Origin of the sequence: Steroidobacter agaridevorans, from assembly GCF_009932555.1 — a bacterium.
In the GTDB taxonomy this organism is placed as follows: domain Bacteria; phylum Pseudomonadota; class Gammaproteobacteria; order Steroidobacterales; family Steroidobacteraceae; genus Steroidobacter; species Steroidobacter agaridevorans.
On record NZ_BLJO01000001.1, the window covers coordinates 783528 to 809121 of the forward strand.

Below are 25594 nucleotides of genomic sequence, written 5' to 3' on the forward strand. Positions count from 1 at the left end.
GAGCGGCGCAGCCTCTCAATCACATTGGATCTCCAGCGCTCCAGATTTGCCGTAACAGTCGGCAGCGCCTAGGCGCAAGCGCCGGGAGTATCGTCGAAGCCGAACTCGAAGCCACAGCTGCACATTTCAAACGAGGCCGCGCCATCGTCGTCGTAGGGAGCCAGCATAAGTTCGGGACTGCCGCAGACGGGACAACATCAGCAGCCGTCGTCGGCTCGATAAACCGTCAGCGGTTCTCCTGTCCGTGTGATGATGGCCCGCGTTTTCATAGCTACGACGACAAGACGATCAGCGAAAGGAATGCCCCCATGACCACGGCCGCTGTTGCCGAGATCTCCAGGTTCAAAGCAGACCAGCAGGAGGAACCTGCAATGCCGCTGCAGCCAAGCAGAAAAAAACCCAAACCACACAGCGATACCGACCATAACAGCGAAAGCAGGAACATTCGCTTGACCAGCGGCGAACCCTTGGCAATGCCTTCGGATCGACGCATGTTATAGCCCACGACAGGGCCCATGACTCCGCTCCAGACAAACGAGAATGCGAGAGCCGCCAACACGATCGTCAGCCACTTGATCTCTCGTCCCCTTGTCAAGGCGGACAGCACCAGCCCAACTACAGCAATGCAGAAGCTAGCCGCCAGCGTGACGGGCAGACTGCGTATGACTCTGCCATTGAATGTCGAGGTCCAGTTGATGTTCTCAGTCTTCACTCGATTCGCTTCCACTCGCCAGCATACCGCGCAGGTATTCCGCATCTTCACCGCCGCGCAGATTCATCGGGAAGGAGCGTGAACATCTGGAAAGGTCGTAGGGCTGCTGGCCGGCAGTGTATATCAGCCATTCATCCGAGAGCACAGCCACGCCAGATGCGGAGGGAAGCACCTCGCTGGCTACTTCAATCCAAGGTGGATCGTTCCGTGCACTCCGACCGCAGGCGCCTCTGCCGACGACCGAGCGCACGCGAATCGTTTCACCCACCTTGTGTGTGCCCTTCAGCACTTCCTCGACTACGAATCGAGCCTCTTCGATTCTGTATGTCCCTGAGGGATCCTCAGGGTCGAGCGATTGTTCGACAGACACGACCTTGGCGATGACGACCGCGTCCGCTTCGGAGAACTCCTTCTTGATCTGTTCCTCCTCGGAGGAGGTATCCGGCGCGACACAGGAACACGCCTGCGCCTCTGAGAGCGCCGTCAACCCAATAGCCAGCACAATGTAAAGTGTCTTCATCTGGTAAGCCGCGCCGCCAAGATAGCGCCGCATAGCTGCCAGCGCCAAACTCATCTTCACCAGTTATCGGGAATAACGGTATGCCCAGCCGGTCGGTGACAGCCAACCGGCGCGCTCGTATATTGCGCGCCCTTTGTTCCACTGCTCCTGGTATTTGTGCCGCCTTTCGACCCGCCGCGCACCGTCGCGCCTTCCCGTAGTCCCGCCTGGCAAAAGAACGTTTCGATCTGGCTGAAAGGCTTCCTCCCCGCTCCGCTCACCGTGGATACGTCGGAGCAATGGCGCGCCATCGTCGGCGCCATGCTGGGCATCGTGATCACAGCGGTGTTATGTCGTCTCTGCGCAAGCCCGGAGACAGCGATGTGGTTGATCGCGCCGCTCGGCGCGACCGCCGTGCTGGTGTTCGCCGTTCCTGCGAGTCCCTTGGCGCAGCCATGGGCTGTGGTCGGCGGCAACACCGTTTCCGCGTTGATGGGCGTGCTGTGCGTCCAGCTGATTCACGATCCGGCTCTGGCCGCAGGCGTCGCGGTCGCTGCGGCGGTTGTGACGATGTTTGCTCTGCGTTGCCTGCATCCGCCAGGGGGTGCTGCTGCCCTCCTCGCCGTGCTCACACAGGCCAGCTCGCTCGACTTCGTGCTGTTCCCCGTGCTGACCAACAGCGTGCTGCTGGTGCTCGTCGGCATCGTCTACAACACGGCAACCGGCCGCCGCTACCCGCACGGCCAGGGGGTCGAGCGTGTGCACACGCCGAAGAGCCGTTTCAGCTCCGCCGATCTCGACGAGGTGCTGAAACGTTACAACCAGGTGCTCGACGTGAGCCGCGACGAGCTGGAGAACATCCTGCACATGGCCGAGATGAACGCCATGGAGCGGCGGATGAGCGAGCTGCGCTGCGAAGACATCATGACGCGCACGGTGTTCACGGTCGAATACGGCACCGACCTGCAAGAAGCCTGGGCGCTCATGCGCCGTCATCGGGTCAAGGCGCTGCCCGTCGTCGATCGGCAGCGACGCATCATCGGCATCATCTCGCTCGCCGACTTCATGCGCCACGCCGACGTGGACCGCAGCGACCACATGCGCGAGCGGCTCAACCTCCTGATCAAGCGCAGCGGCAACTCGCATACGACCAAGCCGGAAGCCGTCGGCCAGATCATGTGCTCCAAGGTGCGCGTCGTCAGCGCGGACCGATCGGTCGGCGAACTGATGCCGATCTTCTCCGAGCACGGCCACCATCACATCCCCGTCATCTGCGACGACAACCGGCTGGTCGGCATCATCACCCAGTCGGATTTCGTGCGCGCGCTGTATCGATCGGGCGGCGTGCAAGGCTGAAGCGGCGGTAGGCGCCCGCCCATGGCCGAGCGGCCCGCATCTCTTTAATATATGGCGCGTTCGGCGCACAGCCGCCCGCCTGTCACGGAGTTGCTCCCTTGTTCGAGAACCTGCAAGCGCTTCCCGAGGACCCCATCCTCGGCCTGATGGCTGCCTTTCGCGCCGACACGGCCACCACGAAAATCGATCTGGGCGTCGGCGTTTACAAAGACGAGCACGGCAAAACCCCGGTGTTGCGCGCCGTACGGGCCGCCGAGCAGGCGGTGCTCGCCGACCAACAGACCAAGACGTACGTGGGTCCGGCCGGTAACGAGCAATTCAATGCGCTGATCGCCGAGCTGGTTCTCGGCAGTAAACATCCGGCACTGACCAGCGGCCGCGTACGCGCCGTGCAAGCGCCGGGTGGATGCGGAGCCTTGCGTTTGGGCGCTGAACTGCTGACGGTCGGCGGCGCCCGCCCGACGGTTCACGTCAGCGATCCGACCTGGGCGAATCACGTGCCGCTGCTCAGTGGTGCGGGATTGAAGCTCGAGCGCTACCCCTATTTCGAACATCGCACCGGCACCGTTAAATTCGATGCCATGCTCGAGCGCCTGAGCTCGCTGCCCGCGGGCGATGTCGTGTTGTTGCACGGCTGCTGTCACAACCCCACCGGTGCGGATCTGTCGATCGCGCAGTGGCGCAAGATTGCCGATGTGTTGTTGCAACGTCGGCTCGTGCCGTACGTCGACATCGCATATCAAGGCCTGGGCGAAGGCATCGACGAGGACGCCGAAGGGGCTCGCTTGATTGCAGCGACGGTCCCCGAAGCGCTCATCGCCGTGTCCTGCTCGAAGAACTTTGGTTTGTATCGCGAACGCGTGGGCGCCCTCATGGTGCTGACGGAGTCCAGCACTCAGACGACCGCAACGGCCAGCCATCTCCGCAAAATCGCTCGTGGCATTTGGTCGATGCCGCCGGATCACGGGGCGGCCATCGTCGCTCGCATCCTGAGCGACGCGAAGCTCAACCAGGACTGGCGCTACGAAGTCGACGCCATGCGCAATCGGATGCTTTCGCTCCGTAGCGCGCTGTCGGCGGCGTTGGCCAAGACGTGCAGCGCCGAGATGGCTTCTGTAATCGAGAAACAGCGCGGCATGTTCTCGACCATCCCGGTGACGCCGGAGGCGGCCGATACACTGCGTCAGCAGCATCACATCTATATGACACGCGATGGCCGTATCAACATCGCCGGTGTCAGCATGGCAGCGATCGATTACATCGCCAAGGCGATCGGTTCCGTCGCCTGACATGCTCCACCACATCTCGTTCGCCGTCCGCGATCTGCAGCGGGCGGCGTCCTTCTACGACGCGGCGCTGGCGCCGCTGGGCTTCGTGCGTGTCTGGAGCGACGACACGGCGGCAGGTTATGGCTATCCGGGTGGCAACGACAAACTGGCATTGAAGCTGGTGCCGGAAGGGATTGCCATTCCGGGGCCCGGTTTTCATCTGGCGTTGGCGGCCCAAACCCACGATCAAGTCGATCGTTTTCACGCCGCCGCCCTGGCACACGGTGGGCAAGATAACGGGCCGCCGGGACTGCGTCCCGATTACGGCCCGCACTATTACGCCGCGTTCGTGCTCGACCCCGACGGCTATCGGATCGAAGCCGTCACCAATACGCCCGTCTGACGGCTACCTTTCCAGGAATTGTTCCTGGCCCGCGAAGCCGATGCGGTGCATGCCGCTGCGCTGCGCGCTGCCAAGCACCTGCGCGACGCGATCGTACTTCGCGCGCTTGTCGGGTCGAACATGCAGCTCGGGCTGATTGGGCTTGGCTGCCTCGGCACGGAAGTACTGCTCCAGTTGCGCGAGGCTGTCGATCACGGCGCCGTTCCACAGAATGGTGCCGTCGTAATCGATCGTCAGATCGATTTTTTCCGTCGCGGGCGTTCCGCCATCGGCAACGGGCATATCCAGTTTGATGTTGTTGGTCATCACCGGCAGCGTGATGATGAACATGATCAGCAGCACCAGCATGACGTCGATCAACGGCGTCGTGTTCATATCGACCAACGGCTCGCCATTGCCACCCGCGGAAACGCTCATCGCCATGACGTAACTCCTTTCTGTGAGAGCTATCGACTAAAGGGCCTGTGAACACTCATTTGATGGGTTGCGTTGCGCCTCCAATCGCCTGCAGCAAGGCGCAAAGCGCAGCCCATATGTCGATATGGGCAAGCTTTGTAACGCAGCGGCAGGCGATTCGAGGCGCAACCCATTTAATGAATAAATATCCTTTAATGGGACGAGCTATTGCGGTTCAGGACGTCGTTACTCCTCCCTTATGTACGGAGAGTACACGGCGGTCGTCGCGCCTAGCCCTGAACCGCAATAGCTCGTCGCAGCCCATCAAATGAGTGTTCGCAGGCCCTCAGCTGGTTCGCGCAATGGATGGAAACTAACGCGGCGCGCGCCCGGTTCAAGCCGGTACAAGCCACTTGAACTTCCCCGCCGGGCGCCGGTCGATATGAATTCGGCTAATGTTTTCTCGTCGCTGTGACGAGCCAGCACGCCATATTGAAGCGGGCGGCGCCATTCTTGATATAGGGTTGGAATGCCGCGTGCACGACTTCTGTCACGCGCGCTCGCGTCGCCTCGTCCACTTCTTTCAATGCCAGCCCCACGGGACCGAGCCTGGTCACATAGGCCAGCAGCTCGTTCTCGGCGACTGTTCCTTCCACATCCAGCGGCTGAAGGTCGATATCGCTCCAACCAGCGGCTCGCAGGATGAGTCGGACCCGATCGCCGTCCGCGAACGCGAACTGGCCAGGAGCATTCGGGTCGGGCTTCGGCATGTTTGTCAGTAACGGCTCAGCCGCGCGTTTTGCCGTCGTCATGAACGGGTTCTCCGCGGGACTTCGCCACGCAACGAAGGCGAGCTTCGCACCGGTACGCATCGCGCGACGTATGTTGTCGAACGCTGCTTCCGGAGCATCGAAGAACATCACGCCGAACCGTGAAATCATCGCGTCGAAGCTGCCGGCGTCGAACGCATGGGTCTGCGCATCGGCCTGCACGAACGTCGCTGTGTCGATTCCATCGGCGGCCGCACGCTGCTTCGCCGCCGCGAGCAACGGCCCGGAAATATCCACGCCGACACATCTGCCGCTCGCGCCCAATCGTTGCGCCATCGCAAGCGTCGTCGCGCCGGAGCCGCAGCCCACATCGAGCACCCGACCGCCCTGCCCCGGAAATGCCGCGTCGATCAATGGCGCTGCCAACGGCGCCAGCATCCGATCGAGCACCGGCTGCATTTCCACCCAGGTTCGCCCGGACGCGTCGTTCCAGAGCGCCACCTGATCCTGATTGGCTGCGAGTGCTTCGCTCATAAGTCCCCCGTCTGCATTGCCTCGGCGACAGCCACTGTACAAGTTCAAGCGGGCTTGAGGTCAAGGGGGGCAAGCGCTACTTTTTGTCGGTCTTCTCGCTGGCGAGGCGCTTGTCGAGCAACTGTCGCGTCGTTTCCACGTAACGCTTGCAGGCCGATGAATCGATGAGCTTGGATCGATCGCCATTGCCGCCCTCATCGATTGCAGCTGAGAACCCCGACACATCCGGATGCGCCGTGATCAAAACATCACAGGGCGCGGCCGAGATCGCCTCCATGCTCGCGCTCAGCTCCTTCGCCGCCGTGGGCCAGCGCGGGTCGCCGCCGTACTTGAACGATTTGTCCGAGACCGCGTTCAAGCTGTCGCTGTACACCATGTTCAGGCAGCGGTCCGCTTCGCACGACTGCCAGCGCCAGGATGTGCCACCCGGTGCGTGGCCTGGTGTGTGAATCACGCTCAGCTTCAATGTGCCCACCTGCACCGATTGTTTCTGGCCCAGGGCTTCCACAGTGCTCACGGCAGGGAATGGGAGCAGATGCTCAACCTGCGGATCGTCGGACCCGACGTGTCCGCTACGCAAGACCGGCGCAGCCTTATCGCTCGCGATCACTTTCGCACCCGTCAGCTTCTGCAGCTCGGCGATGCCGCCGGCATGATCGTAGTGCGTATGTGAGTTCACGATGACTTTCACATCGGTCAACTTGAATCCCAACTGCTGGATGTGTTTCGCGATCAACGGCGCCGATTGCGGCAAGGCGCCGTCGATCAGCACGTGACCTTGCGGCGATGTGATCAACACCGAGCTCAAGCCGCGAGGCCCCACGTAATAAGTGTTCCCGTAGATCTGAAAGGGCGCCTGCTCCTGGTTCCAGGCTTCGCACCGCGTGCAATCGATCGCGGCAGCGTGGACAGAACCCGCCAGCGACAACGACGTAACGACACTCAAGATCCAGCTGCGCGACATGTAATTTCTCCTTGGTCCGGCAAGCATAGCGTCGGCGCGCGCGCAGATCGTGATCAATTGTGGCAGCCGTGCCGAGTGTTCGCAGAACGCGACATCTCCGCATGCAGCCACAACGCTGTTAACCTCCCGCCTTTCCCGATGAAAGTCCATCAAGCTCAATACGTCCCGGGACTGGACCTGCTGCGGTTTTTCGCCGCGTGCATCGTCATGGTGTTCCATCTCGCGTTCTGGTCGTGGGCCTTCCCCGCGGGGCAGATCGCGCTCGCCTCGCACGGCGTGGCGGATTTCCAGGACTGGGACACCTTCGCCCCGTTCGGCTGGGCCGGCGTGCAGATCTTCTTCGTGATCTCCGGCTTCGTCATCGTCGTGTCGGCGGAGCGCAGCTCGGCGTATAAATTCTTCGTGAGCCGCTTCACGAGGCTGGTTCCCGCCGTGTGGATCTGCGCCACGATCGCGTTGCTGGCCTGGCTGCTGGTGGACTCAGGCATGCGGCCGCTGTCGCTGTTCGCGATGTATATACGCAGCGTTGCGTTCTTTCCCACCGGCGCATGGATCGACAGCGTCTACTGGACGCTCGGTGTCGAGATCTGTTTCTACGCGCTGATGTTTGTCTTGCTGACGATCGGCCGGCAGCGCTGGATCAAGCCCATCATGTGCGGCGTCGGTCTGATCAGCACGCTGTTCTGGATCGGCTACACCCTTGCCGCCCAGGACAAGAACAGCGCCGTGTTCGAATTGTTCAGCCACGTGCAATGGTCGCGGCTGGCGCAGTTGCTGCTGATACAGCACGGTGTGTTCTTCGCCTTTGGCGTCGTGCTTTGGTCGCACTTCCTGAAGAAGGCCTCGCGCGCTCACTTCGCCTGGCTGGCGATATTCGCCGTCGGCGGCTGTTTGCAGATCGCGGGCGAAAGCATGTTGAAGCTGGAGAAGACGGGCATGTCGTTCTCCCCTCTCACACCGTGCATCATCTGGCTGAGTGCGATGCTGTTCTTCTGGGTCGTCGTCGCCAACAATGCCCGCGTGCAGCAATTGCCCGCCTGGTGTCTGCAGCTGCTGCGACGGCTCGGCTTGATGACCTATCCGCTCTACCTGCTGCACAGTGTGACTGGCGGAGCGCTGTTGGGCGCGTTCGTCGAATGGGGCATTCCGACCGGCATGGCGCTGGCCGCCAGCGTCACCCTCGTGCTCGCGCTGAGCTGGTGGATTTCCAAAGTGCCCGAGCCAGCGCTCCAGAAATCGACGCGGGCGCTGTTCGCAGCACTGCAAGCTCGCTGGCAAGCCGCCAACAGCAGCGCCGGGGTTCGCGATCCCGGCTGACGCATCAATCGCTCGCGCAGACATCTTCCACTGCCCCACCGTGCGCCGCTTGATCCATGCAAGCGGCGGGTGCTTTGGCACCCGAATCACATGAACCTTTCCGCGGCCGCCACCTAAACTTCTTTTTAAGAACCGCGGCCGTCAGAGCCGCGGATAACCACAAAGCAGTGGGATGTCATGCGGGATCGTCAATCTCTCGTTTTTTCCCGTCGCGTCCGCGGCGGATTTGTCGCCTGCATTCCGTTTGCAGCGGCACTTGCATCTGAACCCGCCACCACGAGCGATCCCGACGATCCGCCCATTGGCGGCGCGCCGATCTCGGCGACGCCGATCGACGCGGGCGCCGGTGTGATTCGCTACGAGGCGAGCTTCTTCACTGAATTCCAGCCGACCACCGCCTTGGACATGGTCAAGCGCCTGCCGGGCTTCGCGTTCGAGCCGGGAGACACGACGGTGCGAGGCTTTGCGGGCGCGCTCGGCAACGTGCTGATCGACGGCCAGCGTCCGGCATCGAAAGCCGTGCTGCTCGAAGATGTGCTTCGACGCATTCCCGTGTCCGGTGTCGCCACGATCGAAGTGATTCGAGGCGGGGCGGCGGGCATCAACATGCAAGGTCAATCGGTTGTCGCCAACGTCATCCGTCGCAGCGGCAACATGAGTACGCACGCCGGCGAAGTCACTGGATTGTTTGCAACCGAGCACGAGCCAGGCATCGGGCTGCGACTGGAATCGGCCAGCAACATCGACCGGCTCTCGCTCAACGGCACGCTCAACTTCCGCGACGAGCAGCAGTACGGCAACTCCGGCAGCGGCGAGCTGATCCGTCGTAACGCCGATCGCGAGCTCATTCTTGCCAGCGACTTCGAAACCGACTGGCGTCAGCGGCAATACCAGGCAAACGGTTCGGCGGAATATCAGGGCGACGCGGGACTCTTACGCATCAACGTCGGTGGCACCAGCCAGGATACGAAACAGCTCGACATTCTCACGCCGCGCACCGGCGTGCCGCAGACATTCGACTCGACCATCGTCACGGACATCCGCCTGGATCAAGGCGAAGCCGGCGTCGACTACGAACATTCCTTCAGCGATGCACTCACCGGCCGCGCTTTGCTGCTGCAGACACTGGAACGCAAAGTCATCGCCGCGGACTCGATCGATGCGCTCAACCTGCAAAGCTCGGAAGATGAAGCGTTTCGCGGCGAGTCCATCCTGCGCAGCTCGGCGACGTATCGCGCCTCGTCCGCGCTCACCGTCGAGAGCGGACTCGAAGGCGCATACAATTTTCTGGATGTCGACGCGCGCCTGAGTCGCAATGGCGCGCCGGTGGAGCTGCCCGCCGACAACGTGAAGATCGAAGAGCGTCGCGGCGAGGCGTTCGTCGATTTTCGTTGGAAGGTCACCCCGCGACTGGCGAGCGACATCGGCATGCGGTACGAAGTGTCGACGATCAGCCAGTCCGGCGATCACGACGCCAAACGCACGCTGAGCTATCCCAAGCCGCGCGTCATGGTCAGGTTCGATATGGACAGCAACATTCAGTTGCGGGGTCGCATCGAACGCACGGTCAGCCAGCTCGAGTTCCGCGACTTCGCGTCGCAAGCCTCGCTCGATGCCGGCACCATCAACGGCGGCAACGCGGAGCTGCGGCCGGAGAATGCATGGGAGTTCGAAAGCGCGGTCGAAAAGCGTTTCTGGGGCAGCGGCGCCATCGTGCTGAGTTACACCTACTCGATGGTCAGCGATGTGGTCGATCTGGTGCCGGTGGGCGAATTCGATGCGCCCGGCAACCTCGGCGACGGCACGCGCGAAAAAATCGCTCTCGGTCTGTCGCTGCCGCTGGAGCGCGTCGGCCTGTCCGGCACGCAGCTGCGCTTCAACGGCGACTGGAACTGGTCGGAGGTCGACGATCCGGTGACCCACGAGTCACGGCGCATCACCAAACATTCGCCGGTCGGCGGCGACGTGCTCATCACCAAGGAGTTTCCATCGCTGGGCTCGACGCTGTCGCTCGAGAACTCCTATAGCAAGCGCGAAACCTATTTCCGGATCGGCGAGGTCCGCACCGATCATTGGGATCATTTCCTCCGGCTGTATTGGGACTGGACGCCAAAGGCCGACACCGTGATCCGCCTGATGTTCAACAACTTCACCGGTCGTCCGAAGAGCCGCTGGCGCACGGTCTATGACGGCACGCGAGCGAGCGGCTCGATTCTTTATCACGAAGACCGCTACGTCGACGCACTCCGCTTCGTGCAACTGCAAGTGCGCAAGACGTTCTGACGCTTCGACTAATGAAACAACCCGCCCCACTGTACAAGGCGGGGCCCACGGCGTGAGACTGGCTCTCGGGGCAGCCACTTCAGAGACGCCGACGTGTCGCGACTTCAAGGCAAATACGCGCTGATCACAGGCGGCACGGGCGGCATCGGATTGGAAACGGCGCGCCAGTTCTTGAACGAAGGCGCGACGGTCGCGATCACTGGCCGTTCGGCGCATGGATTGGCAGCGGCAAAGAAAGAACTCGGCGACGCAGTTCTCGCAATCCACAGCAATGCCGCCGACGCCGCTCGCCAGGACGCAGTGCCGACGGCGCTGCGTGAGCACTGGCCTCGGCTCGACGTCTTGTTCGTCAACGCAGCGGACATGACGCATCGTCCGCTGGCCGACTGGGATGAAGCTTCGTTCGACGCGCTGATCGCAACGAACCTGAAAGGTCCGTTCTTCCTGATCCGCGCGCTGCTGCCCCTCTTGGCCAATCCGGCGTCGATCGTTCTTTGCAGCTCGGTGGCTGCTCACATTGGTCTGCCGCAATCGAGCGTGTATGCGGCCAGCAAGGCCGGATTGCTGTCGCTGGCCCGCACGCTCTCGGGCGAGCTCAAGTCTCGGGGCATTCGGGTCAACGCACTGACGCCTGGGCCGACGGAAACATCGGCGTTCGCCAAGCTCGACAAGGACGCGCAGGCGCAAGAAGCCCTGCGCACTCAAATCAAGAAGATGGTCCCCGCCGGCCGCATGGGCACGCCGCTGGAGCTCGCCAAGGCCGCGGTGTTCCTGGCCTCCGACGAGTCCCGTTTCATGCTCGGCAGCGAACTGCTGGTGGACGGCGGCGTCAGCACGCTCTAGTCAGGCGGCCTGCACGGTCTGCAATGCATCCTTGATTCGCATTGCCGCTTTCGGGCGGTCATACATCCGCTGCATGTAGGCGAGCAGCGTCGGGCACTGATCGAGCAGCCCGACTTCGTTGCCCCAGTCGAGCGTGTAGGCGGCGATGAAGTCGCCGACGCTCACCTTATCGCCGACCAGGAACTCCCGGCCCTGCATGTGCTTCTCGAGCACCGCGGCCATGGTCCTGAACTCACCTTTCGCGATCTCGATGTCCGTGGGCTGACGCTGCTCTTCCGGGTAGAGGAAGGAATTCCGCGCGATTCGCCACATCGGCTGCTCCAGCTCGGTGACGATGAACAGCATCCAGCGATTGAGCTGCGTGCGCTGCTTGATGTCGGTCGGCAGCAGGGCCTTCTCCGGATATTTTTCGGCGAGATACACCACGATGGCAACCGACTCGGTCACCACGAAATCGCCATCGACCAGCGTGGGCACCTTGCCGGTCGGATTGAGCGCCAGATATTCGGGCGTCTGGCCCGCGCCTTCGAGCAATTTGATCTCGACGGCCTCGAACGGCACGTCCAACTCCTGCAATGCCCAGCGGGCTCGAATCGAACGGGTGGGTGCAAACTCGTACAGCTTCATGGCGCCTCCTTCAGCAGTAGTTCAAAGACGAACCAGCACCGACAAAACCGACATGCCGCGAGCGCTCGACCCGAAAGAATTTACAGGGACGTGAGCGTCATCCAACACCCCACCCCGATCAACAGGATGCCGATGGCCCGAGCGACATGCTGCCCGGCGGGCGCAAGCCGCTCCAGCGAGATTGCCGCCGTCACCGCTGCCATCGCCCGCAGGTCCATCACGCCAACGAGCAGCAAGAGCACGGTCAGACCTGCACAGCAGTGCGTGCAATGAATGCCGAGTCGAACGCCATGCCGCCAGGCTGTCGCGGCATCCGTTCGCAACGAGCGAACGCAGCCCGGCGAGTGACGACAGCACGCGAGATGATGGGCCTTCCAAGTCGTGAACTGAAGCGCGCCCGCCAGCATGACGATCGCACCTGTTGCGACGGGAACGGCGCGAGCAATTGCCGGCACTTGCATCGCGAAGCTTGCCAGCATCACGCCGACAGGAAACGCCGCCAGGCCGAGCAGCGTCCATACAAAAAAATACCCAGCGCCGACCGATATTGTCAGTCGCCCCAAGCGCGCCTCGCCCGCGTGACCGACAGCGCGTCGGTATCGGCCCAGCATCGGGACCAACGAAGGCAGCATCATCGCCACCATCATCACCATCCACATGCCGACGAACGTTACGGTGGCGCCGGTCCAGGTCTGTCCGGGCATCCGCATCCAGGCCATCGACATGGTCCAGCCGCCGGGCATGGACATTCCACCCATGCCCGACATGGACGCGCACCAGACGACGGTCACCGTCACACTGCTTGCGAACAGCAGCGCCGACCAAGCATAAAAGGCCGAATTGGCAGTCAGGTCTCGCGTCATGAGTCCGCGCTCCATTGGTATGCTTTACCTGCCAGGCAGCGTAAGCACTCCGACGGCCGCGATGGGAGTTACAAGTTTGACGGGATTCAGATGGATTCAATGATCACTGCCGCCGCGCGGGCGCTGGCGGCGGGCGATCCACTCGGTGCGCTGAAGCGCGTCGCCCTACGCGACGACGCACCTGCCCTGGCGCTACGAGGCATTGCCATGGCGCAGCTTGGAGATTTCGTCAGAGCGAAGGCGCTCGTGCGCAGCGCCGGGCGAGCCTTCGGCCCGAAAGAGACGATGGCCCGCGCCCGATGCGTCGTCGCCGAAGCCGAAATTGCGCTGGCCTCGCGCGACCTGCATTGGCCGCAAAAGGCACTCGATGCGGCACGCGTGACGCTCGAAACGCACGGCGACACGACCAACGCCGCGCTGGCTCGCTATCTCGAAATCCGCCGTCTGCTGTTGATCGGGCGCGTCGATGCGGCCGAACAACTGCTCGCCGAACTGAACTTCGCCGCCATGCCGGCGGCACTGCGAGCTGCGCACGAATTGATTGTCGCGGGCATCGCGATGAGACGCGTCGATTCGAAAACGGCTCGCGCCGCCCTCGCTCGTGCTGGACGCGCCGCTCGCGAAGCGCGGATTCCGGCGCTGAGCGCCGAAGTCGAGAACGCGTCGCACGTTTTGAATTCGCCAGCAGCTCGATTGATTGCACGCGGTGAAGAACGCCCGCTGGTGCTCGATGAAGTCGAAGCCGTCCTCGCCTCCAAAGCGCTCGTCGTCGACGCGTGCCGTCACGTCATTCGTAACGAACGCTCTTCGGTTTCGCTCGCGACGCGTCCAGTGCTTTTCACCCTGGCACGCGCATTGGCCGAAGCTTGGCCCGAAGATGTTGCCCGAGGCACGCTCGTCGCTCGAGCGTTCCGAGCGAAGGTCGCCGATGAATCGCATCGTGCGAGACTGCGCGTCGAGATGGGCCGGCTGCGCTCTCAGCTGCGATCGTTTGCGAATGTGAGCGCGACGGAACGTGGATTCTCACTGAACCCACGCAGCGCGCGCGAAGTGGTCGTGCTGGCGCGTCCTGTCGAGGAAGAATATGCGTCGGTGCTGGCGTTGCTCTCCGATGGAGAATCGTGGTCGAGCTCGGCGCTGGCTCTGGGACTCGGCGCCAGTCAACGCACCGTGCAACGCGCGCTCGACTCGCTGGCCGAGACCGGCAAAGTGCAGTCGTTCGGTCGCGGGCGCGCGCGTCGCTGGATGACGCCGCCCGTGCCGGGATTCGCGACCACCTTGTTACTCCCTGCTCCGCTGCCCAGCGACTAGGATGACTCCATGAAACGCACCAAAGCCAACATCGTTCGTGAATACGGTCCCTTCCCGGGTGTCGAAGGCGTGCATGGCGTCACCTATGACGGCCAGCAGGTCTGGTTCGCTTCCGGCGATAAGTTGAATGCACTCGATCCGGCCAGCGGCAAGACCGTGCGCTCGCTCGAAGTCGCGGCTCACGCCGGCACGGCGTTCGACGGCAAGCACCTGTTCCAGATCGCCGAGAATCGAATTCAGAAAATCGATCCAAAGACCGGCCGAGTGCTGGCAACCATCCCTGCCCCCGGCAATGGCGGCGACTCGGGTCTGGCCTGGGCCGAAGGCACGTTGTGGGTCGGTCATTACCAGGCGCGCAGGATCTATCAAATCGATCCTGACAATGGCGCGGTCCTGCGCACGATCGAGTCGAATCGTTTCGTCACCGGTGTCACCTGGGTCGAGGGCGAGCTGTGGCACGCCACGTGGGAGAACGACGAGAGCGAACTGCGACATCTCGATCCGCGCACCGGCCAGGTTGTGGAAAGTGTCGAGATGCCGCCAGGCGCGGGCGTGTCGGGGCTCGAGTCCGACGGCGCGGATCGATTCTTCTGCGGCGGCGGCCGCACCGGCAAAGTGAGAGCCGTGCGCCGTCCGAAACGAGACGCCGCCTGATGTGAAGTTGCAGCTCGCTGCGCGCGTCACGCAGCGAGTATCGTCGTCAATCTGACGCAGACAGAGCGCCGTCGCTCGCCATGGCTCGCGCAGAATCCAGCACAACCCGCTGGATCCAACCGCGGAAGAAGAACCAGAGCCATGGTAATGCTCGAACTGCTTCGTGTTCAGGCGCAGACGCAGGTCCAACTTCTGACCAACTGCGTGATCGCGTTAGCACGCGATCCCTTGTCTCCCGATCAACTCAACGCGTGCGCTTCCGCCGCGCGCTCCTTCGAGGCGACCGCGCACATGGTCGGTCTCGAAGCGGGCGCCGAGCTGGCGCGCTCGATGGAAGAATGCCTGGCCGCGGTCCGTCGCGGTGAGATCGAGTTGCAGCAGCAGCTCATCGGCATGATGTTACAAGCCGTCGATCTGCTCGACTCGATGGCAAAGTTGCCGCGGACTCCGCCGACGAAATCGTCCGCCGGGCCGGATCCGGATCTGCAACCGGTCGAGCTCCCACGCAGCAGCAAGCACAAGCCGGTCGTGCTCGTAGCGGATGACTGCATGGAAATTCGAGAGCTGGAGCGAAAGCTACTGCGCTTTCGCGGCTACGACGTCGTGACCGCGGCCGATGGCCTGGAGGCGTGGTACGCAGTCCTCAGCGGCAACATCGATCTAGTGCTCACCGACATCGACATGCCGCTGTTGGATGGCATCCAGTTGACCCGCCGAATCAGGAAGGATCCGCGCTTCAAGAAACTGCCGGTGCTGCTCGCGTGCGACAAGGACGATGTCCAGCAACGGTGGCGCGGCTTCGACGCCGGCGCGACTTACTACGTCATCAAAGGCACCTTCCACGACACGCTGGTGGAAGCCGTGGCCACGCGCATCGGCCCGACAGAATTTTGACGCATCGGAGTCTGCGTCAATTTGACGCAGACTCAGGGACCCAATGTGACGCCGGCCGAGAGCAATCGCTCCGCCGCCGCCTCGCGAAACTTCGCCAGCTCCACTTCGAGCTCGCGCGCGGCCTGATCAACCTGAACGATGGAACCATGTAATTGTGACTGGAGTTTAGCTGCCAATGCCGAGAGACGGTTGGCCCCCAGCATCGCCGCGCTGCCTTTTAACGTATGCATGGTCTCGACGCGCGCGGCATCGTCCTGGCTGGCCAGCTCGCGAATGAAAGTAGCGGCATTGTCGAGGAATTTTTGGTAGATCGCAGCGACGGCGACGGGTGCAACCAGGCTCTCGAGCAGGTCTTGAAACATGCAGGGGTCGAGTACCGCGGGCGAGTCGGATGGGGCGTCTGCGGAATGTGACATATGTAAGTGGTGACAGTCGCGGGTCAGGATAGGGTACATTGCATGCGGCCCACCTGTGGGGCCGTACACGTAACGAGACCACGGATGAAAACGCAGTCTGGCACGGGTACGAATGAAGATGCGGCGAAGAGCCGCGTGCTGGTTATAGACAACGACTCCTCGATGGTGCTGTGGGTCCGTTCGGTGTTGCAGACCGAGGGCTACGACTGCCGCACGGCTTTCGGCGGCGAGGAAGCGCTCGCCATCCTGCGCTCGACGCCCGACATCCTGGTCGCCATCAGCGATATCCACATGCCGGGCATGGACGGCATCAGCCTGCTCAAGAGTCTGGGCTCGCTGGCCGGCGCCGCGTCGGTGCCCCGCTTCATCTTTCTCACCGCGTACCCCGAAGTGGATTTCGCGGTCCAGGCGCTGCGGCTCGGCGCGGTGGACTTCCTGGTCAAACCGGTTCGTCCTCAAGAACTCCTGAACGCGGTGCGCGGCGCCGTCGAGAGCGTCGACCGCAATCGTGCTGCGATGCAGTTGACCGACCAGGCCGCGCTGCTGGCCCAGCAAGCCGAAGCGCTGGCCGCGGCGCTCAGCGCTTGGAAACATCCGCAATCGACAGCAGTCGCCGCGCAGCCTGCCGAAGTCAATCGCAGCGACCTCACCACGCTCGGCCTCGATCGCCTGCGCCGCCCGCGCCACGCATTGAACCCGATGGGGGAACTGGATGATGTGGCATGGGACCTGTTGCTCGAACTGCTGCGCGCCGACAAGACCGCGCAACGCATCTCCGTCTCGGCGCTGAGCATCTCGGTCGCGCACATCTCACCGACGACTGCGCTACGCCGCATCCGCGAGCTGGTCAAGGCCGGACACATTTTGCGCAATCCAGATCCGCTGGATGCGCGTCGTGACTTCGTCGCGCTCGCGGCCGAATGCCGCGCAGCGTTAGAACATTATTTGGAACAAGTCGCAAAAGAGCTCGCAGCCGCAGTTGCCCCGCGTACTTAGCGACTGCGACATAGACAGCAGATTGTTGTAAGTCTCGCTTGTTGTAGTGAAGCGTGTTCGGTAGAAACTCGGCCGGCGCAAATCACTACCGGCTCAAGAAACGGAGGACGCGATGGGGAAGATCGTTCGGCGCAAACGCTGGCTGCTGGGAGCCGGCGCGCTCGGTGCTGCTCTCACTTTGTTTGTATTGGCGCCGTGGGAAGAAGCGTCGGTAACACCGGCTGTCGCCGTGCCTCGGACATCCGAGAGACCCATCGCATCACAGCCCACGCCCTCGGTGCGCACCGTAGCCGCGACTCAGGAACAGAAGGCTCCTGTTGGCGTTCGCCAGCGTTACATCGTGCAAGCGTCCAGTGCAGAGCTGGCGCGCAGCGCCGTCCTGCGCGCGGGCGGCGTGATCACTGGCGATCTCACAATCATCCGCGCAGTCGGCGCCGAGCTGGACGATCGCGAGCTCGCCTCGCTGTGGAGCGAACCTGTCGCCGGCTTGCGTGTGTACGACGACGCTTCGGTCACATCGAGCAGCACCACTTCACCGCTGCCAGAAACGTATTATCCAACGCAGGTCGGCGCGAGCCCGCTACACACGGGCGGAATCACCGGCCGTGGCGTCACGGTCGCGGTGCTCGACACCGGCGTGTGGCAAGAGAAAGGTCCGCTGCAAGTCTCTTCGTCGGGGCGCAATCCCCGCGTGCTTGCACAGTACGACGTGATCCTCGCGCGTGAGAATCCCAGCGCGTATCCGACGCTGTCTTTGGACAAGTACAGCCGCGACATCGACGATTTCAACGGTCACGGCACCCATGTCTCGTCGATCATCGCCAGCAGTGGCATCGCATCGACCGGGAAATATCAAGGCGTCGCGCCGGGCGTGAACCTGGTGTCGGTACGCGTTCTCGACAGCAGCGGCGCGGGCCGCTACTTCGATGTGATCTCGGGCATCCAATGGGCCATGAACCAGCGGCTCACGTATGGCATCCGTGTGATCAACCTGTCGTTGAGCGCGCCGGTTCAGTCGCACTATTGGGAAGATCCGCTCAACCAAGCCGTGATGGCGGCATGGGGCGCGGGCATCGTCGTGGTCGTGGCCGCGGGCAACGCGGGCCCGGCGCCGATGACCATCGGCGTACCGGCCAACAATCCGTATGTCATCTCCGTCGGCGCGGTCACCGACGCCTATCATCCGTACGAGCCCGCCAAGTACAAGCTCGCAACCTTCTCTTCCGCCGGCCCGACCTACGAGGGCTTCGTGAAACCCGAAGTCGTGGCCATGGGCGGTCACATTCGCGCCTATGCACCGGATGACGGCACACTCGCGCAGCTGTTTCCGCAGTGGGTGGACACTCGTTACCCGGACATGACCATGTCGGGAACCTCGCAGGCCGCGGCGGTGACGAGCGGCGTAGTCGCGCTGATGCTGGAACGAAACCCTGCACTGTCACCCAACAACGTGAAATGCCGCCTCATGGACGGCGCGCGTCCCGCGGTGAGATCCAACGGACACCTCGCCTACTCCGTGTTCCAACAGGGCGCGGGCCTCGTGAATGCACAGGATGCGCTGTACAGCACGAAGACGAACTGCGCCAACCAGGGCTTGAATGTCACGGCCGATCTCGCTGGCCTCCAGCACTACGGCGGGCGCGCGAACCAGGATGCCGATGGCAACTTTTACATCATGGAGGTCGAGGAGCCGATGGGGCTGCTGACGACGTTGTTGAGCCCGCTCGGCAGCCTGCCGCTGCTCGGTCAGCTCCTGGTCGGTCTCGCCACGGCGCTCGACGGTCTGTTGTGGGATGGCAGCCCGCCGACCGACGACAGCGTCACCTGGACCGGCGGATACACCTGGAGCAATGGCTATACCTGGAGCAACGGTTATACCTGGAGCAACGGCTACACCTGGAGTAACGGGTATACCTGGAGCAACACCTCCGCGCCCAACAGCTCCGGCATCGAGCCTGCGCCTCAGGAATAACAACGGACCCTGACAGGCAGACAGCTGTGCGTCACCAATGGGTGTCTGCTTTGCTCGTCTGCGCGGCCCTGACCGCGCAGGCAGCGCCTCCTGTGCCCGAAGTACGCCCGATGTACTTCGAGCATCTCACCATGCGCGACGGTCTGTCGCAAAGCACGGTGATGAGCATCCTGCAGGACTCGCAGGGCTTTCTGTGGCTCGCGACCGAAAGCGGTCTGGATCGCTACGACGGCTACTCGATTCGCGAATACCGGCGCGAGCGCGGCAACAAAAACGGGCTCGCGAGCGATTACGTTTGGAAGGTTGCCGAAGACGCGCGCGGCGATTTGTGGCTCGCAACGATCGGCGGCGGCATCGCGCGCTGGGACCGGCGCAACGATCACTTCCAGCAGTTCAGACACGATCCTTCCGATCCTCATTCCCTCGCGAGCGACGCGATTCGCACGCTGCACATCGACGCGAAGGGGCAAGTCTGGGCTGCGACGGAACGCCACGGCCTCGATGTGCTGGATCCGCAGACCGGACGGGCGCGCCACTTCCATCACATACAAGGTAATCCGCGCTCGCTCTCGGCAGACGCGGTGTTCGCTCTGTACACGGATCGTGCTGGCCGCCTCTGGGTCGGCACCGATAGAGGCCTGAGCCGTTACGAGCCCAGCAGCGATGACTTCAACAACGACGTTGCCGAGGCCGGAGCGCTCGATGGCGTGAAAGTGCGCGCCATCATCGAAGACCACACGGGAGCGCTATGGATTGGCACATTCGATAGCGGTTTATATCGTCTCGATCCGCAGACCAGGAAAGTCACCTCGTTCCAATACGACGCGAAGAACCCGCGCTCGCTCAGCAACGATCGAGTGCGCGCCATCATGGAAGACGACGCGCGCCGGCTATGGATCGCGACGTCCGACGGGCTCAACCTGTTCAATCGCTCGTCCGAAAGCTTCGTGCGCTACGGCCGCGACTCGGACAATCCCCACAGCCTGCGCGACGACGATGTGATGTCGCTGTATCAGGATCGCAGTGGCGTGCTGTGGGTTGGCACGCGCGCCGGCGGCGCCAGTCACTGGAGCCCGCAGAGCTGGTCGCTGGGCCATTACCGCAGCAGCCTGTTCGCCAACGTCGCCGTGAACTCGTTCGCCGACGATGGCGAAGACACGGTGTGGGTTGGCACCTCGGACGGTCTCGTCGAGATCGACACCCGATCGCGACAAGAGCATCGCTATACCAGCAAGTCCCAAGGCCCGCTGCGACTCGCCGATAACAGCGTGATGGCATTGCTTCACGACCGCTCCGGCGCGCTGTGGATCGGCACGATGACGGGCGGCCTCGCGCGCATGGATCCGCAGCGGCGCGCGCTGCGCTTCTTTCGTACGGACGCGAACGATCCGACGACGCTGCCGGCCGATGGTGTCATGTCCTTGTACGAGGACCGCGCCGGCGACGTTTGGATTGGAACGTTCGGCGGCGGTATCGCGCGCATCGACCAGGCGACCGGGCAGCTCACTCGCTATCCTCACAGCACCGATGGCAACTCGCTCAGCAGCCCGCGCGCCAGCGCCATCGTCGAGGACCGGCAAGGCAATCTTTGGATAGGCACGATCGGCGGCGGTCTGAACCTGCTCGAGCGCAGCACCGGCCGCTTTCACGCATTCCGCCGCAACGACCGCGATCCGAGCAGCCTGAGTGACGACACTATCTACGCGCTGCATGCGGATCCCAGCGGCAATGTGTGGGTCGGCACCGCGGGCGGCGGCCTCGACCGGGTCGTCGGCAGCTCGGACCAACCCGACGCCATTCAGTTCCAGAGCGAAAAACGGCTCGCGAACATGCCAAGCCAGGTGGTGTACGGCATCGAGTCGGACCATCAAGGCAACTTGTGGCTGAGCACGAACAACGGCCTGGTTCGACTCGATCCGCGCGAAGGCGCCAGCCGGCTGCTGCGCGAACCTCATGGCTTGCAAGCCGACGAGTTCAACTTCAACGCACACTACCGCGGCCGCGACGGTACGCTGTACTTCGGCGGCAACGGCGGATTCAACGCGTTCCAGCCCGATGTTTCCTCGCCGAGCGCGCCACCGCCGCGCCTCGCGCTGACATCCGTTGCCATCCTCAATCAACAACTGCCGTTCCCGCAGCTGCCCTCAGTGGATCGACCGCTCGCGCTCAAACACGACGACAAACTCGTGACCTTCGAGTTCGCGGCGTTGGACTTCGTTTCTCCGGCAAACAATCGCTACATGTACCGGCTCGAAGGCTTCGATCCGAATTGGGTCGAAGCCGGCCGGATGCATCGCGCGACTTACACCAACCTCGACGCGGGCGACTACTTGTTTCGAGTGCGCGCGACCAATGCCGATGGCATCTGGAACCGGGATGATCTGACGATTCCCGTGCGCGTCGCGGCAGCGCCCTGGCACACACTGCCCGCGCGGCTGAGCTACGTGGCGGTCGCTCTTCTGATCTTTGGCTACTTTTGGTGGCAGCATAGGAAAAAGCGACAGCGCGAGCGCAACTACAATCGCGAGCTGGAAATGATGGTAAGCGTCCGCACGCACGAACTGGAGGAACGCAACCATCAGCTGCAGGAGATGAGCCGCGCGAAGAGCGATTTCGTCGCACGCATGAACCACGAGCTGCGCACGCCTATGAATGGTGTGCTCGGCATGAGCGAGCTGCTACTCGACACGCACCTGGACGCGGTTCAGCGACGCTTCGCGGAAGGCATTCACCGCTCCGCCGACTCGCTGCTCGCGATCGTGGACGATGTCCTCGACTTCTCGAAGCTCGAAGCGGGACGCCTGCAGCTTGCGCCCGTGGAATGCGACCTCGTCGAACTGGTCGAGCAAACCGCGGAAATGCTCGCGGCGCGCGCCTCGGGGAAAAACATCGAGCTGCTCTGTGACTCCCCTGCTCGCCCGGTGCCTCGCGTTCGCGCAGACGTCGTTCGCCTTCGACAGGTGCTCGTCAATCTCGGTGGCAATGCCGTGAAGTTCACCGAGCAAGGTGAGGTGACGTTGCGCGTGGCGCCACCCCAGATCGAAGGCGACCGGCTCCGCGTACGGCTCGAAGTCTCCGACACGGGCATCGGCATCGAGCCCGTGAATCAATCGCGTATCTTCGAAGAGTTCGTGCAAGAGGACGCGTCGACCACGCGCCGTTACGGCGGCACGGGCCTGGGTCTCGCCATCGCGCGGCAACTCGTCGAGCTGATGGGCGGAGAGCTGTCACTAGTGAGCTCACCTGGCGTGGGCTCGACATTCAGCGTCGAACTGTCATTGCAGCTTGCAAGTCCGACAGTTCAGCCGCGCGCCTTGTCCGCGGACCTGCTTGGTCTGCGCATTCTGGTCGCCGACGACAACGCTGCGGTTCGTCGTGTCATTACGCACGCCCTCGATCAATGGGGCGCGCATCCGGTGGACGTGGGCAGCATGGCGGAAGTGCTCCGGGAGCTGCGCGCCACCGCCTACAACGCTGTGATCATCGATCACTCGCTACTCGATTGCGCGATCGCGGATGAGCTGCAATCTGTTGTCGGGGAGCGCGCAGTTCGTCCGCGCGTCATCCGCCTTGCGAGCTTCGTCAATCTCGCGCAGAGCGAAGGCGCGGATCAGCAGTGCTTCGATGGAGAGATCACGAAGCCCGTGCGCCTTTCGCACCTGCTGCGAACCCTGACTGGCGACACGGCTCACGATACGTCGATTACAGTGACACCGCCGGCTCCTCCGCTGATGTTGGCGGCCGGCGCGCGCGTGCTCGTGGTCGAGGATCAATCGCTCAATCGCGATGTCGCCGAAGGCATGCTCAAAGCGCTCGGACTGGAAGTCGACACCGCACACGATGGCAGTCACGCACTGGAAATGCTCGCGCGCACTCGCTACGACGTTGTACTCATGGATTGCCGCATGCCTGTCATGGATGGCTATGCCGCGACCACCGAGTTACGCCGCCGCGAAGGTGACGGTCCGCGTGTGCCGGTGATCGCTCTCACCGCTGATACCACCAACGCAGCTCGCGAAGCCTGTCTGGTCGCGGGTATGGACGATTACTTGGGCAAGCCTTTCAGCCGCGCGACGTTGCGTGCTGCCTTGGTGCGCTGGATTCCAGCTCGGGAGCCAGCGCCGCAACCAGAAGTCGCCTCGGTCACGCAGCTTCCGAGCTGATCCAACACTCACGCCGCTCGACGCGCGCCGGCCACGCAGCCGAGTACACCAACGGCTGTCGCAACCAACGGCCACGCCACTCGTTCCTGCAGTAGCGCGGCCGACAATCCCATGCCGATCAGCGGCTGCAACAGCTGCAGCTGTCCGACCCGCGACGATCCGCCGATGGCCAGGGCGCGATACCAGAAAAAGAATCCGATCAGCATCGAGAACAGCGCGATGTACGCCAGTCCGAGCCACGCGCTCGAATCGAAGCTGGGCCAGCCCGCGGGCCAGGTAAAAACAGCGACCGCGAGCATGATCGGCGCAGCGATGACGAGCGCCCAACAAATGACTTGCCACCCGCCGAGTCGGCGAGACAGCACCGCCCCTTCCGCATAACCCAGTCCGCACACAACGATTGCGACCAACATCAAGCTGTCGGCAGTGAGCACACCCTCGGCGCCGCCGTTCAACAGGGCGTAAATCGCGAGCAGGCCGGAGCCCGCGATAGCAAACAACCAGAACGCAGGATGCGGACGCTCTCCTCCGCGCACCATCGCCCAGCCCGCCGTGGACAGCGGCAGCAGACCGGTAAACAACAAGCCTCGCGCCGAAGTGATCTCGGTCATGGCGATACCGCTCAACAGCGGATAGCCAACGACAACCGCCGCCGCGACCACGAACAACGACGGTAGCTCGGACCGCAAAGGCCGTTCGCTCGGGAACAATGCGAGCGCGATGACGGCGCCGACCGTCGCGAGCAAGGCACGCGCGGCAGTCAGAAACACCGGCTCGAATCCCGTCACGGCCGCGCGCGTCGCGGGCAGCGAGCCGCTGAAGATCACCACCCCAATCAAGCCCAACATCAATCCGTGGTCACGATTTTTCATGGCGGCATCTTGGCCAACTCGCTGGACAATGGCCAAGGACAGTCCAGTACGATATAAGTGAACTGTCATGGTCGAATCAGCCGAACACTTGGAGCCCACCCTGGTCGGGCAAGTCATGCGCCTGATCCAGACGCGCATCGACCGCCGCCAGTACACCCCCGGCGCCCGCATCCCTTCGGTGCGCGCCATGGCCGAATCCATGGGAGTTTCGAAGTCCACGGTGGTCGAGGCTTATGGCCGGCTGGCGGCCGAAGGCATCGTGCAGCCGCGCCTCGGCTCGGGCTTCTATGTCGCAGCCCCGCTCGCGCCGCTGAACCTGGCGGAGCTGAGCGCGGACACCGATCCGACTGTCGATCCGCTGTGGGTCATGCGCCAGTCGCTGCGCCCCGGCGAAGACAGTCTGCGGCCCGGTTGCGGCTGGTTACCGGAAAGCTGGATGCCGCACGAGATGATGCGCAAGGCGTTGCGCTCCGCTGCCCGCGATGGCTCCGGCCCGACGCTCTTCGAATACGGCCCGGCGCAAGGCGCCGATACGCTGCGAGCACTCATCACGCGGCGGCTCCTGGAACAGGGCGTCGAAGCCGTGCCCGATCAGGTGATGATCACCGACTCGTGCACGCAAGCCATCGACCTGGTGTGTCGATTTCTGCTCGAGCCGGGCGACACCGTGCTGGTCGACGATCCTTGTTACTTCAATTTCAAAGCGCTGCTGCGCGCTCATCGAGCGCATGTCGTCGGCGTGCCCTTCACGGCCAACGGCCCCGATCTGTCGGTGTTCGCGTCGCTGCTCGAAGCCCATCGGCCGCGCATTTATCTCACCAACTCGGGGCTGCAGAACCCGACCGGCGCGAGCCTGACCGCCCCGGTCGCGCACCGCTTGTTGAAGCTCTCCGAGCCGTACGGACTCGTCATCGTCGAAGACGATATCTTCGGCGACTTCGAAGAACAACCCTCGCCGCGGCTCGCGGCCTTCGATGGCTTGGATCGGGTCGTGCGCGTCAGCAGTTTCTCGAAGACCCTGTCCGCATCCATGCGCTGTGGCTACATCGCGTGCCGCCCCGATTGGCTCCGCGGGCTCGCCGATTTGCGCATGGTGACCGGAATGGCTTCCAGTCCGCTCAACGCCGAATTGGTGGCGTCGATGCTGATGGACGGCTCGTATCGCCGTCACGTCGAGCGCATCCGGACCCGACTTTCGCAACAGCGCCAGATCGTGAAGACGAAGCTCGCCAGACTCGGCATCGTGCCGTTCGTCGAGCCCGCCGGCGGAATGTTTCTTTGGTGCCAGCTGCCCGAGGGCTGCGACGCGGCCAAAGTCGCCCGCCTCGCCCGTGCCGAGAATGTCGTGCTGGCGCCAGGCAATGCATTCAGCGTCAGTGGCGCAGCCACTCGATTTGTGAGATTCAACGTCACGCAGATGGAGGGCGACAAGGTCTACGCCGCGCTCCGTCGGGCGATCGGGTAAGTTTGTTCAATTTTCA

22 protein-coding genes are annotated in these 25594 nt (G+C 63.1%); 13 read left to right on the forward strand and 9 right to left on the reverse strand.

The window, feature by feature from the left end; translation table 11 throughout:
* Positions 1-271: 271 nt before the first annotated feature.
* Together GYH35_RS03385 and GYH35_RS03390 are read right to left on the reverse strand one after the other, a co-directional pair.
* Positions 272-712 carry a hypothetical protein gene (locus GYH35_RS03385; RefSeq protein WP_161827653.1) on the reverse strand — a complete coding sequence of 147 codons (441 nt, stop codon included), beginning with the start codon at positions 710-712 and terminating at the stop codon, positions 272-274.
* On the reverse strand, positions 702-1292 hold the full coding sequence (locus GYH35_RS03390) for a hypothetical protein (protein WP_161827654.1): 591 nt from the start codon (positions 1290-1292) through the stop codon (positions 702-704). Before GYH35_RS03390 ends, GYH35_RS03385 begins: the two co-directional genes overlap by 11 nt.
* Positions 1293-1457: 165 nt before the next feature.
* On the opposite strand from GYH35_RS03390, the gene GYH35_RS03395 reads away from it, so the two are divergent.
* From GYH35_RS03395 to GYH35_RS03405, 3 genes are all read left to right on the forward strand, one after another.
* Positions 1458-2567: an HPP family protein gene (locus GYH35_RS03395; protein ID WP_407700188.1), complete on the forward strand. Its 1110-nt coding sequence runs from the start codon at positions 1458-1460 to the stop codon at positions 2565-2567.
* A gap of 98 nt (positions 2568-2665) precedes the next feature.
* Positions 2666-3856 carry an amino acid aminotransferase gene (locus GYH35_RS03400; protein WP_161827655.1) on the forward strand — a complete coding sequence of 397 codons (1191 nt, stop codon included), beginning with the start codon at positions 2666-2668 and terminating at the stop codon, positions 3854-3856.
* A gap of 1 nt (position 3857) precedes the next feature.
* The gene (locus tag GYH35_RS03405; RefSeq protein ID WP_161827656.1) at positions 3858-4238 is read left to right on the forward strand and encodes a VOC family protein; all 381 of its coding nucleotides are present in this window, start codon (positions 3858-3860) and stop codon (positions 4236-4238) included.
* Between the two features lie 3 nt (positions 4239-4241).
* Here the strand turns inward: GYH35_RS03405 and GYH35_RS03410 are convergent, their stop codons facing one another.
* The 3 genes from GYH35_RS03410 to bla all read right to left on the reverse strand — a co-directional run bounded on the left by GYH35_RS03410 (position 4242) and on the right by bla (position 6902).
* Positions 4242-4661: an ExbD/TolR family protein gene (locus tag GYH35_RS03410; protein ID WP_161813578.1), complete on the reverse strand. Its 420-nt coding sequence runs from the start codon at positions 4659-4661 to the stop codon at positions 4242-4244.
* A 425-nt stretch (positions 4662-5086) separates the two neighbouring features.
* Positions 5087-5938, reverse strand: coding sequence for a class I SAM-dependent methyltransferase (locus GYH35_RS03415; RefSeq protein WP_161814309.1), 852 nt, complete (start codon positions 5936-5938; stop codon positions 5087-5089).
* A gap of 76 nt (positions 5939-6014) precedes the next feature.
* Complete coding sequence (gene bla / locus GYH35_RS03420; RefSeq protein ID WP_161814310.1) at positions 6015-6902, reverse strand: subclass B3 metallo-beta-lactamase; 888 nt, start codon at positions 6900-6902, stop codon at positions 6015-6017.
* Positions 6903-7040: 138 nt separating this feature from the next.
* On the opposite strand from bla, the gene GYH35_RS03425 reads away from it, so the two are divergent.
* From GYH35_RS03425 to GYH35_RS03435, 3 genes are all read left to right on the forward strand, one after another.
* A complete protein-coding gene (locus GYH35_RS03425; protein ID WP_161814311.1) occupies positions 7041-8219 on the forward strand; it encodes an acyltransferase family protein in 1179 nt (392 codons plus the stop codon).
* Positions 8220-8396: 177 nt separating this feature from the next.
* Entirely contained in the window at positions 8397-10502 is a 2106-nt protein-coding gene (locus GYH35_RS03430) for a TonB-dependent receptor plug domain-containing protein (protein ID WP_161814312.1), read from the forward strand.
* Positions 10503-10595: 93 nt separating this feature from the next.
* On the forward strand, positions 10596-11345 hold the full coding sequence (locus GYH35_RS03435; protein ID WP_161814313.1) for an SDR family oxidoreductase: 750 nt from the start codon (positions 10596-10598) through the stop codon (positions 11343-11345).
* On the opposite strand, the gene GYH35_RS03440 is transcribed toward GYH35_RS03435, so the two are convergent.
* Together GYH35_RS03440 and GYH35_RS03445 are read right to left on the reverse strand one after the other, a co-directional pair.
* Positions 11346-11972: a glutathione S-transferase family protein gene (locus GYH35_RS03440; RefSeq protein ID WP_161814314.1), complete on the reverse strand. Its 627-nt coding sequence runs from the start codon at positions 11970-11972 to the stop codon at positions 11346-11348.
* 80 nt (positions 11973-12052) lie between these two features.
* Complete coding sequence (locus GYH35_RS03445) at positions 12053-12835, reverse strand: DUF2182 domain-containing protein (RefSeq protein WP_202624054.1); 783 nt, start codon at positions 12833-12835, stop codon at positions 12053-12055.
* A gap of 90 nt (positions 12836-12925) precedes the next feature.
* Between GYH35_RS03445 and GYH35_RS03450 the strand changes: the two genes are divergently transcribed.
* From GYH35_RS03450 to GYH35_RS03460, 3 genes are all read left to right on the forward strand, one after another.
* Positions 12926-14146, forward strand: coding sequence for a helix-turn-helix domain-containing protein (locus GYH35_RS03450; RefSeq protein ID WP_161814316.1), 1221 nt, complete (start codon positions 12926-12928; stop codon positions 14144-14146).
* A 9-nt stretch (positions 14147-14155) separates the two neighbouring features.
* The gene (locus GYH35_RS03455) at positions 14156-14800 is read left to right on the forward strand and encodes a Vgb family protein (RefSeq protein ID WP_161814317.1); all 645 of its coding nucleotides are present in this window, start codon (positions 14156-14158) and stop codon (positions 14798-14800) included.
* A gap of 141 nt (positions 14801-14941) precedes the next feature.
* Positions 14942-15694 carry a response regulator gene (locus tag GYH35_RS03460; RefSeq protein ID WP_161814318.1) on the forward strand — a complete coding sequence of 251 codons (753 nt, stop codon included), beginning with the start codon at positions 14942-14944 and terminating at the stop codon, positions 15692-15694.
* Between the two features lie 32 nt (positions 15695-15726).
* On the opposite strand, the gene GYH35_RS03465 is transcribed toward GYH35_RS03460, so the two are convergent.
* Entirely contained in the window at positions 15727-16056 is a 330-nt protein-coding gene (locus GYH35_RS03465) for an Hpt domain-containing protein (RefSeq protein ID WP_161814319.1), read from the reverse strand.
* 138 nt (positions 16057-16194) lie between these two features.
* Here GYH35_RS03465 and GYH35_RS03470 point away from each other — a divergent pair, with 138 nt between their 5' ends.
* From GYH35_RS03470 to GYH35_RS03480, 3 genes are all read left to right on the forward strand, one after another.
* Positions 16195-17106: a response regulator gene (locus GYH35_RS03470; protein WP_161814320.1), complete on the forward strand. Its 912-nt coding sequence runs from the start codon at positions 16195-16197 to the stop codon at positions 17104-17106.
* A 112-nt stretch (positions 17107-17218) separates the two neighbouring features.
* Positions 17219-19078, forward strand: a complete 1860-nt coding sequence (locus GYH35_RS03475; protein WP_161814321.1) for a S8 family peptidase — start codon at positions 17219-17221, stop codon at positions 19076-19078.
* Between the two features lie 92 nt (positions 19079-19170).
* Positions 19171-23241, forward strand: coding sequence for a hybrid sensor histidine kinase/response regulator (locus tag GYH35_RS03480; RefSeq protein WP_161827657.1), 4071 nt, complete (start codon positions 19171-19173; stop codon positions 23239-23241).
* A gap of 8 nt (positions 23242-23249) precedes the next feature.
* On the opposite strand, the gene GYH35_RS03485 is transcribed toward GYH35_RS03480, so the two are convergent.
* On the reverse strand, positions 23250-24113 hold the full coding sequence (locus GYH35_RS03485; protein ID WP_161814323.1) for a DMT family transporter: 864 nt from the start codon (positions 24111-24113) through the stop codon (positions 23250-23252).
* Positions 24114-24180: 67 nt separating this feature from the next.
* Here GYH35_RS03485 and GYH35_RS03490 point away from each other — a divergent pair, with 67 nt between their 5' ends.
* Entirely contained in the window at positions 24181-25578 is a 1398-nt protein-coding gene (locus GYH35_RS03490; RefSeq protein WP_161814324.1) for an aminotransferase-like domain-containing protein, read from the forward strand.
* The last annotated feature ends 16 nt before the right edge of the window (positions 25579-25594 follow it).